At 73.3% G+C, this 15,045-nt stretch carries 15 protein-coding genes and 1 pseudogene; 6 read left to right on the top strand and 10 right to left on the bottom strand.

The window, feature by feature from the left end:
• Window positions 1-9: 9 nt before the first annotated feature.
• Together E1211_RS13495 and E1211_RS13490 are read right to left on the bottom strand one after the other, a co-directional pair.
• Window positions 10-216 carry a DUF397 domain-containing protein gene (locus E1211_RS13495; RefSeq protein ID WP_132349019.1) on the bottom strand — a complete coding sequence of 69 codons (207 nt, stop codon included), beginning with the start codon at window positions 214-216 and terminating at the stop codon, window positions 10-12.
• Window positions 207-1,013 carry a helix-turn-helix transcriptional regulator gene (locus E1211_RS13490; protein ID WP_132349017.1) on the bottom strand — a complete coding sequence of 269 codons (807 nt, stop codon included), beginning with the start codon at window positions 1,011-1,013 and terminating at the stop codon, window positions 207-209. Before E1211_RS13490 ends, E1211_RS13495 begins: the two co-directional genes overlap by 10 nt.
• Window positions 1,014-1,178: 165 nt before the next feature.
• On the opposite strand from E1211_RS13490, the pseudogene E1211_RS13485 reads away from it, so the two are divergent.
• From E1211_RS13485 to E1211_RS13465, 5 genes and pseudogenes are all read left to right on the top strand, one after another.
• Window positions 1,179-1,439 (top strand): annotated as a pseudogene (locus E1211_RS13485) (hypothetical protein); the annotation flags it as partial.
• Window positions 1,440-1,596: 157 nt separating this feature from the next.
• Window positions 1,597-2,880 carry a sensor histidine kinase gene (locus E1211_RS13480; protein ID WP_132349015.1) on the top strand — a complete coding sequence of 428 codons (1,284 nt, stop codon included), beginning with the start codon at window positions 1,597-1,599 and terminating at the stop codon, window positions 2,878-2,880.
• Window positions 2,877-3,590: a response regulator transcription factor gene (locus E1211_RS13475; protein WP_132349013.1), complete on the top strand. Its 714-nt coding sequence runs from the start codon at window positions 2,877-2,879 to the stop codon at window positions 3,588-3,590. Before E1211_RS13480 ends, E1211_RS13475 begins: the two co-directional genes overlap by 4 nt.
• A gap of 82 nt (window positions 3,591-3,672) precedes the next feature.
• On the top strand, window positions 3,673-4,566 hold the full coding sequence (locus E1211_RS13470; RefSeq protein WP_132349011.1) for an ABC transporter ATP-binding protein: 894 nt from the start codon (window positions 3,673-3,675) through the stop codon (window positions 4,564-4,566).
• Window positions 4,563-5,624, top strand: coding sequence for an ABC transporter permease (locus E1211_RS13465; protein ID WP_132349009.1), 1,062 nt, complete (start codon window positions 4,563-4,565; stop codon window positions 5,622-5,624). Before E1211_RS13470 ends, E1211_RS13465 begins: the two co-directional genes overlap by 4 nt.
• A gap of 64 nt (window positions 5,625-5,688) precedes the next feature.
• On the opposite strand, the gene E1211_RS13460 is transcribed toward E1211_RS13465, so the two are convergent.
• From E1211_RS13460 to pgsA, 8 genes are all read right to left on the bottom strand, one after another.
• Entirely contained in the window at window positions 5,689-6,303 is a 615-nt protein-coding gene (locus E1211_RS13460; protein ID WP_165947248.1) for a DUF402 domain-containing protein, read from the bottom strand.
• Between the two features lie 7 nt (window positions 6,304-6,310).
• Complete coding sequence (locus E1211_RS13455; RefSeq protein ID WP_132349007.1) at window positions 6,311-7,060, bottom strand: YebC/PmpR family DNA-binding transcriptional regulator; 750 nt, start codon at window positions 7,058-7,060, stop codon at window positions 6,311-6,313.
• A gap of 355 nt (window positions 7,061-7,415) precedes the next feature.
• Window positions 7,416-8,018 carry a pyridoxal 5'-phosphate synthase glutaminase subunit PdxT gene (gene pdxT, locus E1211_RS13450; protein ID WP_132349005.1) on the bottom strand — a complete coding sequence of 201 codons (603 nt, stop codon included), beginning with the start codon at window positions 8,016-8,018 and terminating at the stop codon, window positions 7,416-7,418.
• Between the two features lie 67 nt (window positions 8,019-8,085).
• Complete coding sequence (gene pdxS / locus E1211_RS13445) at window positions 8,086-9,003, bottom strand: pyridoxal 5'-phosphate synthase lyase subunit PdxS (protein WP_132349003.1); 918 nt, start codon at window positions 9,001-9,003, stop codon at window positions 8,086-8,088.
• Between the two features lie 215 nt (window positions 9,004-9,218).
• Window positions 9,219-9,722 carry a hypothetical protein gene (locus E1211_RS13440; protein WP_132349001.1) on the bottom strand — a complete coding sequence of 168 codons (504 nt, stop codon included), beginning with the start codon at window positions 9,720-9,722 and terminating at the stop codon, window positions 9,219-9,221.
• A 74-nt stretch (window positions 9,723-9,796) separates the two neighbouring features.
• Entirely contained in the window at window positions 9,797-10,957 is a 1,161-nt protein-coding gene (locus E1211_RS13435) for a glycosyltransferase family 4 protein (RefSeq protein ID WP_132348999.1), read from the bottom strand.
• Between the two features lies 1 nt (window position 10,958).
• Window positions 10,959-11,870 carry a phosphatidylinositol mannoside acyltransferase gene (locus tag E1211_RS13430; protein ID WP_132348997.1) on the bottom strand — a complete coding sequence of 304 codons (912 nt, stop codon included), beginning with the start codon at window positions 11,868-11,870 and terminating at the stop codon, window positions 10,959-10,961.
• Window positions 11,867-12,499 carry a phosphatidylinositol phosphate synthase gene (pgsA, locus tag E1211_RS13425; protein ID WP_132348995.1) on the bottom strand — a complete coding sequence of 211 codons (633 nt, stop codon included), beginning with the start codon at window positions 12,497-12,499 and terminating at the stop codon, window positions 11,867-11,869. Before pgsA ends, E1211_RS13430 begins: the two co-directional genes overlap by 4 nt.
• A gap of 251 nt (window positions 12,500-12,750) precedes the next feature.
• Between pgsA and E1211_RS13420 the strand changes: the two genes are divergently transcribed.
• Entirely contained in the window at window positions 12,751-14,910 is a 2,160-nt protein-coding gene (locus E1211_RS13420) for an elongation factor G-like protein EF-G2 (protein ID WP_132348993.1), read from the top strand.
• Window positions 14,911-15,045 lie beyond the last annotated feature (135 nt).

The following is a 15,045-nucleotide window of genomic DNA, read 5'->3' as shown; positions in this document are numbered from 1 at the left end:
TGTCCAGCGCTAGTCGGGGGCGCGCAGCGCGCCGGTGGTGGCAGCGGCGAGGAAGCCGGTCCAGGCCGCGGGGCCGAAGGCCAGCACCGCCCCATCCCGGTCCTTGCTGTCGCGTACGGCCACCACGCCGGCCAGGTTCGTCGCCACCTCGACACAGGTGGACCCGCCGTTGTCGCTGCGGGTGGACTTGCGCCAGACCGCACCGGTCAGGTCCATGACTCCGCCACCTCCACGATGAATTCCCGGGAGGCCCGGCGGGGCAGCGCCTCACCCCGCAGGCTCTCCCACCTGCGTTGAAGGCTATCAACGTCATCCGCGCGGTCGCTCACGTGCGCACGCAGCGGAGTGTCGACGTGCGCGACCTCGGCGCCCTCCGGGGTGCGCGCCAGAATGAACGCTCCGGCCAGGCCCGCGTGCATGCCGGCGTCGGCGGGCACCACGAGCAGGTCGACGCGCGGAAGCTCGGTCACCCGGACCAGATGCGCCAACTGCTCCGCCATCACGGCCGGGTCGCCGATGCGCCGCCGCAGCACCGCCTCGTCGACGACGAAGACGACCTCCGGCGGCGACTCCCGGGTCAGCACCGCCTGGCGGGACAGCCGGGAGGTCACCCGCTGCTCCACCTCGGCCTCGCGCAGCATGCCGCCGCCCGTCAGCACCGCGCGGGCGTACGCCTCGGTCTGCAACAGGCCGGGGATCAGCGACGGCTCGAACCAGCGGATCAGCGTCGCCTCCGCCTCGACGGCGATCCACTCGCGCAGCCACGGCGGTGCGGCGTCGGCCCGGACGAGGGTGAGCAGCCGTTCGAAGAAGCCCCGGGACTCCAGGGCCGCGTCGACCCGGGCCACGAAGTCCTGCGACGGGGTCCGGTGGCCGATCTCCACCATGCCGATCAGCGACGACGAGTAGTTCACCCGCTGGGCCAGCTCCTCCTGGCTCAACCCGCGGTCCCGGCGGGCGCGGCGCAGCTCGCCGCCGAGGAACTCCAGCGTGGACAGCGGCTCGTCGCCCATCACACCTCCACCACAACCCGGCCACCGGTCACCACCACGCGCCACCGGCCGCTGCGTCGACCCCACCACCGGCCGGTGACCTCTCGACGCCTTCCGACCGTAGTCGGCCAGCCAGCAGAGTGTGAACAGGCACGACGTGGAGGAGGCCGACATGGGCGGTGAGACGTGGTCCGTACCCGCAGCGCGGCGGTGACCGCCGCGCGCCGGCACGTCGCCGCGCGGCCGGCGTGGCGCTGCCGGGTCTGCGCGGCCCCGTGGCCGTGCCAACCGGCGAAGCTGGCGCTGCGCGTCGAGTACGCGCACGACCCGGTCGGGCTCTCCGTCTACCTGTGCGTGCTGCTGCACGACGCCGCCGCCGACTGGCTGCGCCTCAACCCCCGCCCGCCGGACCCGGCGGAGCTGTTCAGCCGGTTCATCGCCTGGACGCGACCGGTCGGGGCGGACGTCGAGCGGGGCCGGGTGGAGGTGCTGCTCACCCGGGTGGCCGCGGTGACCCGCACACCGGCGGCTCACCCACGCCGACCCGTACGCCCCGGACGGACACCCGGGCGACGAAGACCGATGGGATGACATCCTTGGCCAGGTGAGCACCCCCACGCCCGACGACGGTTGGCGCCGCCCCGGCCCCACCCCGCACCAGCAGCGGCTCGACCTCTACGCCGGGCTCGCCCTGACCGTGCTGGCGCTGTTCAGCCTCACGCTGACCCGCAGCACCGGGGCGTTCCTGCTGGGCCCGCCGCCCTCCGTGCCGGAACAGATCCTCTGGACCGTGGCGGTGCCGCTGCCGCTGATCTGGCGGCGGCGATACCCCGCCAGCATGCTCGTCGTCGTCTCCGTCATGTTCATCGCCGCGCAGGCACGCTCCGCCCCGGAGGCGCAGCTCGCCTCGTGGGCGCTCTTCGCCGCGATCTACTCGCTCGGCGCGTGGGGCCCCGACCGGAGGCGGTCCCGGCGACTGCGGATCGGCGTGATCGCCACCATGTTCGCCTGGCTCGGCGTCTACTACGCGGTCACCGTCGGCAGCATCCCGCCCGACGCGTTCGCCCAGGCGGTCGGGCCGGTACCCCCGGTCCTCGCCGCCATGGTGAGCGGCGTGCTGGTCAACGGGCTCTACTTCGGCTTCGCGTACTTCTTCGGGGAGACCGCGTGGCTGGCCGCCCGCCGGCAGCACGAGCTGGCCGAGCAGGCGGCGGAGCTGCGCCGTACGCAGGTCGAGGCGCGCGGGCAGGCGGTCATCGGTGAGCGGGTCCGCATCGCCCGCGAACTGCACGACGTGGTCGCCCACCACGTGTCGGTGATGGGCGTGCAGGCCTCGGCGGCGCGCCGGGTCTTCGACCGGGACGCGACAAAGGCCCGCGCCGCGCTGACCGCGATCGAGGAGACCGCCCGCACCGCCGTCGACGAGCTGCGCCGGATGCTCGGCGTGCTGCGCGCGAGCGAGGGCCCGCCGGCGCACGTCGAGGCGCCGGCCGGCGTCGACCGGGTCGCCGAGGTGGTGGAGCGGGCCCGCGACGCCGGCCTGCGGGCGACCTTCGCGGTGTACGGGGAGGCGGTGCCGCTGCCGGAGTCGGTGTCGCAGGCGGTCTACCGGGTCGTCCAGGAGGCGGTCACCAACGTGCTCAAACACGCCACCGGAGCCGGGGTGCTCGACGTGCGGCTGCGGTACCTGGCCAAGGAGGTGGAGGTCGACGTGACCGACGACGGGCGGCCCGGCCGACCGCCCAACCCGGACGGGCTGGGCCTGATCGGCATGCGCGAACGGGTCGCCACGCACGGCGGGGTGCTGGAGGCCGGGGAACGGGTCGGCGGCGGCTGGCGGGTACGCGCCCGTTTCCCGCTCGCGGTGGCCGTGGCGGAGCCGGCATGAGCGCCGTGACCGGGGTCGCCGGCGCGGACCGGCCGATCCGCGTGCTCCTCGCCGACGACCAGCACCTGGTGCGTACCGGCTTCCGGGTCATCCTCGAGGTGGAGGACGACATCGAGGTCGTCGGCGAGGCCGCCGACGGCGAGCGTGCGGTCGGCATGACCCGGGCGCTGAACCCCGACGTGGTGCTCATGGACGTGGAGATGCCCGGGGTGGACGGACTGGAGGCGACCCGGCGGATCACCGCCCCGGACGCCCCGGTCGGGCCGGCGGTGCTGATCCTCACCACGTTCGACCGGGACGACTACCTCTTCGCCGCGCTGAGCGCCGGGGCGAGCGGTTTCCTGCTCAAGAACGGCACCCCGGAGTCGCTGATCGAGGCGATCCGGGTGGTGGCCCGCGGCGACGGGCTGCTCGCGCCGGAGCTCACCCGGCGGGTGATCGCCACCTTCGCCCGGCCCGGTGCGGTGGCCGGCGGGGCGTCGGCGGCCGGCGGCGCGGCGGCGCTTGACGAGTTGACGCCGCGCGAGCAGCAGGTGCTGGTGCTGATCGCGCGGGGCGCCAGCAACGCGGAGATCGCCGTCGACCTGGGCCTCGGCGAGGCCACGGTGAAGACGCACGTGAGCCGGGTGCTCGCGAAGCTCGGCCTGCGCGACCGGGTGCAGGCGGTGGTCTTCGCGTACGAGCACGGGGTGGTTCGCCCCGGCGGTTGACAGTCATCCGCCGCCAGACGGACGCCGGCTCTCCGTCCGCCGACTGACGGCGGGCGGCGACCGGCGATCTAGCGTGTTGGCCGTGACCAGTGTGCTTCGCCTCGACGGCGTCGATCGCAGCTTCGGCGACCGGCAGGCACTCAAGAACGTCTCCTTCGACGTGGTGGCCGGCCGGATGACCGGCTTCGTCGGCGGCAACGGCGCCGGCAAGACCACCACCATGCGGATCATCCTCGGGGTGCTCGCCGCCGACGCCGGCCGGGTGACCTGGCGGGGTGCGCCGCTGGCCCCGGAGGTACGGCGGCGTTTCGGCTACATGCCGGAGGAGCGCGGCCTGTACCCCAAGATGAGCGTCCGGGAGCAGGTGGTCTACCTGGGCCGCCTGCACGGCATGACCCTGGCGGCCGCCGAGCGCGCCACGGAGGCGCTGCTGGAGCGGGTGGGCCTCGCCGAGCGCGGCGGCGACCAGTTGGAGACGCTCTCGCTCGGCAACCAGCAGCGCGCGCAGATCGCCGCCGCGCTGGTGCACGATCCCGAGGTGCTCGTGCTCGACGAACCCTTCTCCGGCCTCGACCCGATGGCCGTGGACACGGTCGTGGGTGTGCTGCGCGAACGTGCCGCGGCCGGCACCCCGGTGCTCTTCTCCAGTCACCAGCTCGACGTCGTGGAACGGCTCTGCGACGACCTCGTGATCATCGCGGACGGGGTGATCCGGGCGGCGGGCGGCCGGGAGGAGCTGCGCAGGACGTACACCTCGCCCCGTTTCGAGCTGGTGGTGGAGACCGACGCCGGCTGGCTGCGTGACCAACCCGGCGTCACCCTGGTCGACCTGGACGGCGCCCGCGCCGTCTTCGACCTGGCCGCCGGCGCCGACGAGCAGCCGGTGCTGCACGCCGCGTTGGCGCGCGGCCCGGTGCGTTCGTTCCGGCCGGTCAGCCCCTCCCTCACCGAGATCTTCCGAGAGGTCGCCCAGTGAACACCGTGCAGGCCACCCGCCTGGTCGCCGCCCGGGAGATCCGGGTCAAGCTGCGCGACAAGACCTTCCTGTTCAGCACCCTGTTCTTCCTGCTGATCGCCGCAGCGGCGACCATCCTGCCGCCGCTGCTCTCCGGCGGACCGTCCACGGTGGCCGTCACCGAACAGTCGGCCGGCCCGCTGCGGGCCGCCGGGCTGGAGGTGCGGACGGTGCCCGACGACCGCGCCGCCGAGCAGGCCGTCCGCGACGACGAGGTGGACGCGGCGGTCGTCTCCGGCCCGGCGGTGCTCGCCATGGACGAGGCCCCCGACGACGTGGTGGCCGCGCTCAGCAGCCAGCCGCAGGTGCGGCTGCTTGATCCCGACGCGCTCGATCCGGTGGCGGCGTTCCTGGTGCCGTTCGTCTTCGCGTTCATCTTCTACGTCACGTCGCAGGTCTTCGGCGTGCAGATCGCGCAGAGCATCATCGAGGAGAAGCAGACTCGGATCGTGGAGATCCTGGCGGCCGCGGTGCCGGTGCGGGCGTTGCTGGCCGGCAAGATGGTCGCCGGCACCGTGCTGGCGCTCGGGCAGATCGTGCTGGTCGCCCTCGTCGCGGTCGCCGGCATGGCCTTCGGTGACGGCGGGGGCCTGCTCCCCCTGCTCGGACCGGCGATCGGCTGGTTCGTGCCGTTCTTCCTCGTCGGCTTCGTGCTGGTGGCGGCCATGTGGGCGGCGGCCGGGGCACTGGTCAACCGGCTGGAGGACATCGGCGGCGTCTCCACGCCGGTGCAGCTCGCGGTGATGCTGCCGTTCTTCGCGGTGATCTTCCTGAACGACAACGCGACGGCCATGCGGGTGCTGTCCTACGTGCCGTTCTCCGCGCCGACGGCGATGCCGCTGCGGCTCTTCACCGGGGACGCCGCTCTCTGGGAGCCGGTGCTGGCGCTGATCCTGCTGCTGGTCACGGCCGTCGCGTTCCTGCTCGCCGGGGCCCGCGTCTACCAGGGCGCGCTGCTGCGCACCAACGGCCGCACCTCGATCCGGACGGCCTGGCGGACCCGGGAGAGCGTGGGCTGACTCCGACGGTGATCGGGTCGCCGATGTGGTGGGGTCCGGGCCACCACGTCGGCGACCCGGCGTCTCAGCAGGGGACGGTCTCCCAGCCGACGGGCAGGCGGGGCACCGGCCAGGACGGGTCGGGCGTCCACTCCGCCCACCCCTCGTCCCACCAGCGCCGCCCGGCGTCCAGCAGCGCGGCTATCCGGTCGCCCTCGGCGCGGATCGCCTCGGCCATCCCCGGGTAGCGCCCCTCGACGAGGCGCTGCGCGAACATCTCCACGTCCTTCCAGACGTACCGGTCGGCGTCGGCGCCCCACCACAGGTCCAGCTCGTGGTCGAGGGTGTCCACCCCGACGGGCGTACGCCGGAACGGGTCCTGGAGGTTGAAGTACCAGCCGGCGAAGGCGCGCTCCGGCCCCGACCAGAAGACGTCCACCGAGTGCGCCTCGCCGGGGCGGTGCAGCATCAGCTTGCCGTGCCCGGTCCAGGCCCGGTGTCCGGCCGTCTGCCACGGGTGCCGGCCGGCCGGGAACGTGCCCGTCTCGGGGAACCCGAACTCGGCCCCGGGCGGCAGGTAGAGGGCGAGCAACTCCGGTGTGTCCTGGACGCAGATCGTCGGGACGGCGAACCAGACCTCGCCGAGCAGCACTTCGCGCCGGACGACCAGGTCGCCCGGCGCGAATCGCCGCGCTGTCACGGCCGGCTCAGCCGACCGCCGCCATGATCTCGTCGCTGACGTCGAAGTTCGCGTAGACGTTCTGCACGTCGTCGCAGTCCTCCAGCACGTCGATCAGCTTGAAGATCTTGCGAGCGCCCTCCTCGTCGAGCGGGACGTTGACGCTCGGGATCAGCGAGGACTCGGCCGACTCGTACTCGATGCCGGCGTCCTGCAGCGCCGTCCGCACCGCGATCAGGTCGGTCGGCTCGGAGACCACCTCGAACGCCTCACCGAGGTCGTTGACCTCCTCCGCACCGGCGTCGAGGACGGCCATCATCACGTCGTCCTCGGTGGTTCCCGCCTTCGGGACGATCACGACGCCCTTGCGGGAGAACATGTACGACACCGAGCCGGCGTCGGCGAACGAGCCGCCGTTGCGGGTCAGCGCGGTGCGCACCTCGGTCGCCGCGCGGTTGCGGTTGTCGGTCAGGCACTCGATCAGCAGCGCCACGCCGTTGGGGCCGTACCCCTCATACATGATCGTCTGGTAGTCGGCGCCGCCGGCCTCCAGGCCGGAGCCGCGCTTGACGGCGCGATCGATGTTGTCGTTGGGGACCGAGTTCTTCTTCGCCTTCTGGATGGCGTCGTAGAGGGTCGGGTTACCGGCGGGGTCACCGCCGCCGGTCCGGGCCGCCACCTCGACGTTCTTGATCAGCTTGGCGAACATCTTGCCGCGCTTGGCGTCGATGACGGCCTTCTTGTGCTTGGTGGTCGCCCACTTTGAGTGGCCGGACATCTGCTACCTCCGTGTGTCGTTCCACGCCTGCGTCGACTGCCACGCCGATCAAGTGCCGCATCCGGCGATCCGGCGGCCGGTCGGCTCCCCGCGGGAAACGCCACGCGGGCGGATGGCCCTGCCGGACCGCGGCAATCCTACCGAGAGTGCGCCCCACCTTGTCACACCCGGTCAGCACCGTCGGGCGGCGCCGGGCGGTCCGGGGCACAGAAGACACAACACCCGGCGGCCGGAATCCATGCCCCGCCGGCGGAACCGGCCGTGACCTCCGGCCCCCTGATGATCGACTCCGGCTCCTTGACGTCGGGGTGTCCGGGCGGGCGAGACACCCCGAGATCCCGGTGAGCCGAGTTGGTCAGGCGCGCACCAGGTCGACGAAGTAGCGGTGCAGCCGCACGTCCCCGGTCAGCTCGGGATGGAACGAGGTGGCCAGCAGGTTGCCCTGCCGCACCGCGACGATCCGCCCGGCCGAGGGGCCGTCGGCGACCCGGCCGAGCACCTGCACGCCCTCGCCGACCCGCTCGACCCACGGCGCCCGGATGAAGACCGCGTGGAACGGCTCCGCCGCGACACCGGTGATCGACACCGGCGCCTCGAACGAGTCGACCTGCCGGCCGAACGCGTTGCGGCGGACGGTCATCGAGATGCCGTCGAACCCACGCTGGTCGGGGCGGCCGTCCAGCACCTCGGTGGCGAGCATGATCATGCCGGCGCAGGAGCCGTAGACCGGCATTCCGTCGGCGATCCGCTTGTCGATCGGCTCGCGCAGCTCGAAGACGTCCGCCAGTCTGCTCATGGTGGTGGACTCGCCGCCCGGGATGACCAGCCCGTCGACGGCCTCCAGTTCCCGGGTACGGCGTACCGGGACGGCCCGCGCGCCCGCCGCGGCCAGCGCCGCGACGTGCTCGCGTACGTCGCCCTGGAGGGCGAGCACCCCGATGACGGGTGTCCCGCTCATCGCACCGCTCCTTCCGAGGTCCCTGTGCGCGGGGCCCCCCGCACCGGCGAGGGGCCCGTTCCCGTCGTCACCAACCGCGCTCGGCCAGGCGGTGCGGCTGCGGGATCTCGTCGACGTTGATGCCGACCATCGCCTCGCCGAGGCCCCGGGAGACCTTCGCCAGCACGTCGGGGTCGTCGTGGAAGGTCGTCGCCTTCACGATCGCGGCCGCCCGCTGGGCCGGGTTGCCGGACTTGAAGATGCCCGAGCCGACGAAGACGCCCTCGGCGCCGAGCTGCATCATCATGGCGGCATCGGCCGGGGTGGCGATCCCACCGGCGGTGAAGAGCACCACCGGCAGCTTCCCGGTCTCGGCGACCTCCTTGACCAGCTCGTACGGCGCCTGGAGCTCCTTGGCCGCGACGTAGAGCTCGTCGGCCGGCAGGGAGCTCAGCCGGCGGATCTCCTGGCGGATCTTGCGCATGTGGGTGGTGGCGTTCGAGACGTCACCGGTGCCCGCCTCGCCCTTCGAGCGGATCATCGCGGCGCCCTCGGTGATCCGGCGCAGCGCCTCACCCAGGTTGGTCGCGCCGCAGACGAAGGGGACGGTGAACGACCACTTGTCGATGTGGTTGCTGTAGTCGGCCGGGGTCAGCACCTCGGACTCGTCGACGTAGTCGACGCCGAGCGCCTGGAGGATCCGCGCCTCCACGAAGTGACCGATGCGGGCCTTCGCCATGACCGGGATCGAGACGGCGTTGATGATCCCCTCGATCATGTCGGGGTCGCTCATCCGGGCCACGCCGCCCTGGGCACGGATGTCCGCCGGCACCCGCTCGAGCGCCATCACCGCGACCGCGCCGGCGTCCTCGGCGATCTTGGCCTGCTCGGCGTCGACCACGTCCATGATCACGCCGCCCTTGAGCATCTCGGCCATGCCCCGCTTGACGCGGGCGGTGCCGACGACGGGGCTGCCGCCGGTGTTCTGGGAGGTGTTTTCGGGCACGGGTTATCGCTCCTCGGACGTGCTCGGGGGGTGACAGCGGAAAGGCTACGCCCGGGTCAACGCCGCTCCGACAGCCAATCAGACCCACGGTGGCCTGCCCTGTGTCCGCCGTCACCCCGGCCGGGGACGCCCCGCCCGTCCACGCCGTGGCAGGTCGAAACCGGGCAGATCACCGACGCGGTGACTGCGGTGCCGATACGGGCGGTCCCGGACGGTCAGCCGGTGGGGACGTCCGCCTGGACGGTCAGGGTCGGATCGTCGATGTCGAAGTACCGCGGCCACTCCCGGCCGCGCCCCATCCGCAACAGGCGCACCAGCGTACGGCCGCGCGCCGCCCGCGCGTCACGGACCAGATCGGTGTGCACCTGACGGGCCAGGGCGAGGCGACGACTCGCCGCGACCACCGCCTCGCAGTCCGGGTCCACGGGGTCGAGCTGGACCGCGCGCAGCTGCCGCGTCAGGTCGTTCTCGGCCGCCTCCCGCTCGTCCGGGTGCGCGTCGAGCGCGATGCGCGCCGCCGCGTAGAGCTCGACGCCGTAACGCCGCTCGGCCAGCACCGCGGCGGCCGCCGCTCGGCGCAACAGGTGGGCGTCGAGCGCCCGGGCCGCCAACTGTGCGCGGGCGTGCAGCCGCTCGACCCGACCGGCGGTCCAGACCAGATACGTCGAGACGAGCCCGACGAGCACGATCGCGCCCACCGCCCACCACATGCCCGGCATCGTAGTGCTGCTCCGTTCCCGTCCCGCCGGGCCCGGTCGGCCGCGGCGATCTGATCACGTTCCCGGGCGCCGGCTCAGCCCGGTCCCACCCACTCCTCGTCGATGACCCGACCGTCGGTGGCCTCGATCGCCGCCGCGTACACCTCGAGCACCCGCCGGGCCACCACGGGCCAGTCGTAGTTCGCCACCACCTGGTCACCGCACTCGGTGAGGGTGGCCCGCGCCGCCGCGTCGTCCAACAGCTCGACCAGCGCGTCGCGCAGCGCCACCGGGTCGCCGGTGGGGAAGAGCCGGCCCGCCCGACCGCCGTCGAGCACCCGGCGGAAGGCGTCGAGGTCACTGGCGACCACCGTGGTGCCGGCGGCCAGCGCCTCCGTGAGGATCATGCCGAACGACTCGCCGCCGGTGTTCGGCGCCACGTAGAGGTGGACGCTGCGCAGCATGCGCGCCTTGTCCTCCTCGGACACCAGGCCCAGGAAGGTCACCCGGTCGCGCAGCTGGGCCGGGAACTGGTCGAACAGGTCGTCCGGGTCACCCGGGCCGGCCACCAGCAACCGCAGCCCGGGGCGGCTCGGAGCCAGGTCGAGGAAGGCGTCACGCAGCACGGGGAAGCCCTTGCGCGGCTCGGTGAACCGACCCAGGAAACCGAGCGTCCCGCCGGTGCCCGGCCCGCACTCCCCCGGCCACCCGGGAAGCGGCTCGGCGTGGGCGAACTTGGCGACCGCCACCCCGTTCGGGATCTCCACAGCCCCGCCGTCCATGTGCTCGACCTGGACCTTGCGGGCCAGCGCGCTGACCGCGATCCGGGCGGTGATGCGTTCCAGCACGATCTGGAGCACGCCCTGCGCGGCGGCCAGCGCCCGGGACCGGGTCATCGCCGTGTGGAAGGTGGCCACCACCGGGCCCCGGGCGGAGAGGACCGCGAGCAACGACAGGCTCAACGTCAGCGGCTCGTGGACGTGCAGCACGTCGAAGTCGCCCCGGGTGATCCAGCGCCGCACCCGGGCGGTGGAGACCGGACCGAACGCGATCCGCGCCACCGAGCCGTTGTACGGCAGGGGGACCGCCCGCCCGGCCGGCACGACGTACGACGGCAGGGGCGAGTCCTCGTCGGCCGGGGCGAGCACGCTGACCTCGTGACCGAGGGCGATCAGCGCCTCGGCGAGGTCCATGACGTGGTTCTGCACCCCGCCCGGAACGTCGAAGGAGTACGGGCACACGATGCCGATCCGCACGTCAGCGCCCTCTGTCCGCGCCCACCGGCCTCGGCTGGTCGAGCCACAACCGTTGCAGCATGTGCCAGTCCTCGGGGTGCCGGGCGATGCCCGCCGCGAAGCTGTCGGCGATGCGCTGGGTGAGCGTACGGGCGCGCTGGTCGAGCGGCCCCTCCTCCGGGGCGGGCACGGGCAGCGGCCCCTCCAGGGCGGCGCACGCCCGCTCCGGCTCGAACCAGAGGGAGGCCACGTAGAGCGGCGCGCCGGTGCGCAGCGCCAGCAGGGCCGGCCCGGCGGGCATCCGGGTACGGCCGCCGAAGAAGTCCACCTCCACCCCGCGCGCGGAGAGGTCCCGGTCGGCCAGCAGCGGCACCACCGCCCCGGCGCGCAGCCGGTCGACCAGCACGTCGAACGCGGGCCGCTCGCCGCCGTGGGTGGGCAGGATCTCCATGCCGAGGCTCCTGCGGAAAGCGAAGAACCGCTCGTAGACGCCTTCCGGTTTGAGCCGCTCCATGACCGTGGTGATCGGCCAGCCGTTGGCAGCCACCCAGGCGCCCGCGGCGTCCCAGTTGCCGGCGTGCGGCAGCGCGACCACCGCACCGGTGCCGGCCGCCACGTCCGCCGCGAGCTTCTCCGCGCCGTCCAGCTGGAAGGTGGCCAGAATCTGCTCGCGGCTCAGCGACGGCAGCCGGAACGCCTCCAGCCAGTAGCGGGCGTACGACCGCAGGCCCCGCCGGACCAGCTCGTCGAGCTCGGCCTCGGGCAGCTCGGGCCCGACCACCCGGCGCAGGTTCGCGCGTAGTCGGGCCGTACCCCCGCCGCCCTTGCGGAACGCGCGGTCCGCGCCGGCCCGGAACGCCGCGGCCACCACGGGCCGCGGCAGCGCGCGAACGACCCGCCAGCCGGCGACGTACCCGAGCTCGGTGAGATTCACCCGTTCGCACCCGGTGTGGGAAGCTGCCGCGCCTGCCGGTACACGTGCCGCATCCGCTGCCCGACCGTGAAGATCGACACGGCGGCGAGCAGCCAGAGCGCGATCTGCAGCGCCATCGGCACGCCGAACCCGGTGAGCAGACCGCCGACCCCGACGATCAGCAGCCGCTCGGTGCGCTCGGCGATGCCCACGTTGCTGGTCATGCCGAGCCCCTCGGCCCGGGCCTTGACGTACGAGACGACGCTGCCGGCCGCGAGGCAGAGCAGCGCGGCGGCCACCCCGGCGTGGTCCCCCTCGGTGGCCAGCCAGTACGCGACCGCGCCGAAGACGGCGCTGTCGGCGATCCGGTCCATGCTCGAGTCGAGGAAGGCGCCGAACCGGGTCGAGCCGCCGCTCATCCGGGCCATCGTGCCGTCGAGGAGGTCGGTGAGCGCGAAGACCGTGACGATCAGCGCGCCGGCGACCAGGTCACCACGGGCGCCGAAACCGAGCGCGCCGACCAGCACGCCGATGGTTCCGGTCACGGTGACCGCGTTGGGGGTGACGCCCGCCCGGAGCAGGCCGCGTGCGAGCGGCTCGACGACGCGGGTCATCCCCGCGCGGGCCGACACTTGGAAGATCTTCGCCATGGCGGTCCCACGATAACGGTCCACCCAGGTGCGGCGATACGGCCGGTCAGCGCGGCGGCGCGGCGAGGCTTGTGCCCGCCCGGGAACGGGTGTCTGATCGGGGCAGGAAGGTGACCCAGGTCACCTGATCGCCCGTCCGAGTCCCGCTGTGCAGCAGTCCACCGGAGGATATCGCCGCGCACCCGCCCCGGGCCGCTGTCCCGTCACGCGCGGCGGTTCGCCACCACCACCGGCTGAGGGAGGTGCGCCCCATGGCGCAGAAGAGTCAGGAGAAGGGTGTCACCGGCGTCGCGCCGGTGGTGTCCGAGCCCGGCAGGATTCGCAACGTCGTGCTCGTCGGGCACTCCGGCGTCGGCAAGACGACCCTGGTCGAGGCGCTGCTGCGAGCCAGCGGCACGATCGGTCGCGCCGGCACGGTCACCGACGGCACCACCGTCTGCGACCACGACCCCGCGGCCGTACGCCAGCAGCGGTCGGTGAGCCTGTCCTGCGCGCCACTGCTGCACGAGGGCGTCAAGGTGAACCTGCTGGACACCCCCGGCTACGCCGACTTCGTGGGCGAGCTGCGCGCCGGCCTGCGGGCCGCCGACGCCGCGCTCTTCGTCGTCTCCGCGGTCGACGGGATGGACGCGGCCACCGCCGCGCTCTGGGAGGAGTGCGCCGCGGTGGAGATGCCCCGGGCGGTCGCGGTCTCCCGGCTGGACCACCCCCGGGCCGACTTCGACGAGGCGGTGGCGCTCTGCCAGCGCGTCTTCGGCGACAACGTGCTCCCGCTCTACCTGCCGATGCTCGGCGACGACGGGGTGTCGACCGTCGGCCTGCTCAGCCTGATCACCCGCCGGGTCTTCGACTACACCGGCGGGCTGCCCGCCGAGATCCGGCAGCCCGACCCGGAGCACCTGCCGGCCATCGTCGAGCCCCGCGACGAGCTGATCGAGGGGATCATCGCGGAGAGCGAGGACGAGTCGCTCATGGACCGCTACCTCGAGGGCGAGGAGATCGGCACCGACGTGCTCATCGACGACCTGGAGAAGGCCGTCGCGCGGGGTCACTTCTATCCCGTGGTGCCGGTGTGCGCGGAGACGGGCGTCGGGCTGGACACGCTGCTGGAGGTGCTCACCGCCGCCTTCCCGTCGCCGCTGGAACACGAGCTGCCCGTGGTGACCGGTGTCGACGGCGCACCGCGTCCACCGCTCACCTGCGACCCGGACGGGCCGCTGGTCGCCGAGGTCGTCAAGACGACTATCGACCGGCACGTCGGGCGGGTGTCGCTGGTGCGGGTCTTCTCGGGCACGCTGCGGCCCGAGCAGACCGTGCACGTCTCCGGGCACGGCCTGGCCGAGCGTGGGCACCCCGACCACGACGCCGACGAGCGGGTCGGGCACGTCTTCACTCCGCTCGGCGCCGCCCTGCGCGAGGTGACCGCCTGCGTCGCCGGGGACATCTGCGCGATCACCAAGTCGGGCAGCGCGGAGACCGGCGACACCATCTCCGCCAAGGAGAACCCGCTGCTCATCGCGCCCTGGGAGATGCCCGAGCCGCTGCTGCCGGTGGCCGTCGTGGCGAAGAGCCGGGCCGACGAGGACGCCCTGGCCCGCAACCTGTCCCGGCTGATCGCCGGGGACCCGACGCTGCGGCTGGAGCGCAACGCGGAGACCCACCAGCTCGTGCTCTGGTGCATGGGTGAGGCGCACGCCGACGTGCTGCTCGACCGGCTGCGCGCCGGCGGCGTCGAGCTGGACACCGAGCCGGTGCGGGTGGCGCTGCGGGAGACCTTCGGCGGCCCGGCCCGGGGGCACGGCCGGCACGTCAAGCAGTCCGGCGGCCACGGCCAGTACGCCGTCTGCGACATCGAGGTGGAGCCGCTGCCACGCGGCGCGGGCTTCGAGTTCGTGGACCGGGTGGTCGGCGGTGCGGTGCCGCACAACTACATCCCGTCGGTGGAGAAGGGCGTCCGGGCCCAGATGGAGCGGGGTGTGGTCGCCGGTTACCCGATGGTGGACCTGCGGGTGACGCTCTTCGACGGCAAGGCGCACAGCGTGGACTCCTCCGACGCCGCGTTCCAGACCGCCGGTGCGCTGGCTCTGCGGGACGCCGCGGAGAAGGGCCAGCCGACCCTGCTGGAACCGATCGACGAGGTGACCATCCGGGTCCCGGACTCCTCGGTCGGCGCGGTGATGGGTGACCTCTCCGGCCGGCGCGGCCGGGTGCTCGGCACCGAGTCGGATCCGGAGAGCGAGGGACGGACCCTGGTCCGCGCCGAGGTACCCGCCACCGAACTGCTCCGCTACGCCGTGGAGCTGCGGTCGATGACGGCCGGCACGGGCACCTTCCGGCGCCGCTTCGTCCGCCACGACCCGATGCCCGCCCACCTGGCCGACCAGGTCCGCAAGGAACACCCCACCCCGTAACCCGGCGCCCGCGCCCGCGTTCCCCGCGGCGGCGCCTCGGCCCCGGAAAGAGTGGCTTTCCCAGCGGAGACAGCCACTCTTTCCGCGAACGAGTGGCCGGACGCGCCGCAGAGGAACGCGGTCAGGGCTGGGTGG

This window comes from Micromonospora sp. 15K316, from assembly GCF_004348525.1.
Taxonomy (GTDB): domain Bacteria; phylum Actinomycetota; class Actinomycetes; order Mycobacteriales; family Micromonosporaceae; genus Micromonospora.
Note: the sequence above shows the minus strand (reverse complement) of the source record. Positions and strands in the feature narration are given on the sequence as shown.

Coding starts and splice junctions, on each gene's coding strand:
- E1211_RS13495 (WP_132349019.1), bottom strand. CDS start 216: ATGGACCTGACCGGTGCGGTCTGGCGCAAGTCCACCCGCAGCGACAAC.
- E1211_RS13490 (WP_132349017.1), bottom strand. CDS start 1,013: ATGGGCGACGAGCCGCTGTCCACGCTGGAGTTCCTCGGCGGCGAGCTG.
- E1211_RS13475 (WP_132349013.1), top strand. CDS start 2,877: ATGAGCGCCGTGACCGGGGTCGCCGGCGCGGACCGGCCGATCCGCGTG.
- E1211_RS13455 (WP_132349007.1), bottom strand. CDS start 7,060: ATGTCCGGCCACTCAAAGTGGGCGACCACCAAGCACAAGAAGGCCGTC.
- pdxT (WP_132349005.1), bottom strand. CDS start 8,018: ATGAGCGGGACACCCGTCATCGGGGTGCTCGCCCTCCAGGGCGACGTA.
- E1211_RS13440 (WP_132349001.1), bottom strand. CDS start 9,722: ATGCCGGGCATGTGGTGGGCGGTGGGCGCGATCGTGCTCGTCGGGCTC.
- pgsA (WP_132348995.1), bottom strand. CDS start 12,499: ATGGCGAAGATCTTCCAAGTGTCGGCCCGCGCGGGGATGACCCGCGTC.
- E1211_RS13420 (WP_132348993.1), top strand. CDS start 12,751: ATGGCGCAGAAGAGTCAGGAGAAGGGTGTCACCGGCGTCGCGCCGGTG.